This window comes from Burkholderia sp. lig30, from assembly GCF_000687455.2.
Classification (GTDB): domain Bacteria; phylum Pseudomonadota; class Gammaproteobacteria; order Burkholderiales; family Burkholderiaceae; genus Burkholderia.
In genome coordinates this window covers 1-1,191 of sequence record NZ_JGVW01000032.1, presented here as the reverse complement: position 1 = coordinate 1,191, position 1,191 = coordinate 1, and the positions used below count along the sequence as shown (strand labels likewise).

The window sequence follows — 1,191 nt, the reverse complement described above, 5'->3', positions numbered from 1 at the left end:
CTGCCGATGTACGGCGACCGCCCGATCCTGGCGCCAGTGAAGCTCACCGGCGGCGAAACGATCGGCGAGCTGTTCGAGTACACGCTCGAGCTGAAGACCCCCGATGCGCTCGAGTTCTCGCAGAGCGTCGCGGCGAACGTCGATCTCGACAAGCTGATCGGCACCGAAGTGACCGTCTCGATCCAGCTCGAGGGCAAGGGGCATTTCATCCCCGGTCTGGCCGGCGATGCCGGGATGGCGAACATCGGCGCGGGCACGCGCGAGATCACCGGCGTCGTCAGCGATGCGACGATCGTGCGCGAAGAGGCGCGTTCGATCGTGTATGCGCTCACGCTGCGGCCGTGGCTCTGGCACGCGACGAAGAACTGCGACTGCCGGATCTTCCAGGACAAGTCCGTGATCGAGATCACCGACGCGGTGCTCTCGGCGTATCCGTTCCCGGTCGAGAAACGTCTCACGACCCCTCGGCCGAACAAGGCCTGGCCCAGGCGAGACATTCAGCGCCAGCACTTCGAAAGCGACTGGACGTTCCTGCAGCGCTTGTGGGAAGAGTGGGGGATCTACTATTTCTTCGAGCATGGCGACGGCAAGCATCGGCTCGTGCTCTGCGATTCGATGGGCGCGCTCAAGCCGCTCGGCGACGCCTATGCCGCGCTTCGCTACGACCCGCCGAGCGGCCGGCGGATCGACGAGGAACACATTCATGACTTCTCTGTTTCCCATGCGCTGACCACGGGCGCGGTGACGAGCGTCGACTACGACTATACGTTGCCGCGCGCGGACCTGAAGGCGATGCGCGAAGACCCCCGCGACACGGGGCTTGCGCATCAGGAGCGCTATTCGTGGGGCGATTACGCGCAGCCGCAAGCGGGCGCGGCGGGTCTGTCCGGCGATCACAACGCGCCGCGCACGGAGGCGGAGTACCTGACGCTGGTGCAGATGCAGGCGTGGCGCTGCCAGGGGTTGAGGGCCCATGGCAAGGGCAACCTGCGGGGCGTCGTCACCGGTCAGACATTCGTGCTGTCGCACTATCCGCAGAACGCGGCCAACCGGGAGTATGCGGTCATCGGTTGCGCGCTGACGATCGAGGAGATTGGCGAAGCGTCGGGTTCCGGCCAGTGCTACCGCTGCGAGGCGGACTTCACGGCGCAGCCGACCAGCGAGCCGTTCCGGCTGTTGCGCACGATCGCG

1 protein-coding gene is annotated in these 1,191 nt (G+C 66.1%); it reads left to right on the top strand.

All coding sequences use genetic code 11. The features are described from left to right. Positions 1-6 precede the first annotated feature (6 nt). A partial coding sequence (locus LIG30_RS02055) for a type VI secretion system Vgr family protein (RefSeq protein ID WP_442856836.1) occupies positions 7-1,191 on the top strand: 1,185 nt, incomplete at its 3' end.